Raw genomic sequence first — 255 nt, forward strand, 5'->3', positions numbered from 1 at the left:
CGGTGTCGCGCGATTCGGTGGCGCTGGCGCGCTGGAACCGCACGCCGCCGCTGGACGACTCCGCGTCTTCGGCCAGGGCACGGCTGTCGGCAAAAATCTGCACCACGTGGCGCGCCGGCACCTCGGCATCTTCCAGCACGGTCCAGCCCAGGCCGGCCTCGGCCAACAGGCGGCTGATGAAGGCGTAGTCGGTTTCGCGGTACTGCGTGGTGTAGGGGCGCGGGGCCAGGTCGGCCAGCGCGCTGTCGACGTCGG

Annotated in this window: 1 protein-coding gene; it reads right to left on the reverse strand. The window is 71.8% G+C overall.

Annotated features, from left to right (window positions below; all coding sequences use genetic code 11):
- Positions 1 to 255 (reverse strand): contractile injection system protein, VgrG/Pvc8 family (locus AC6LJ2_RS30185; protein ID WP_498152777.1); only part of this gene is annotated, 255 nt, incomplete at both ends.

The sequence above is a fragment of the Achromobacter sp. 1014246743 genome, assembly GCF_059760725.1.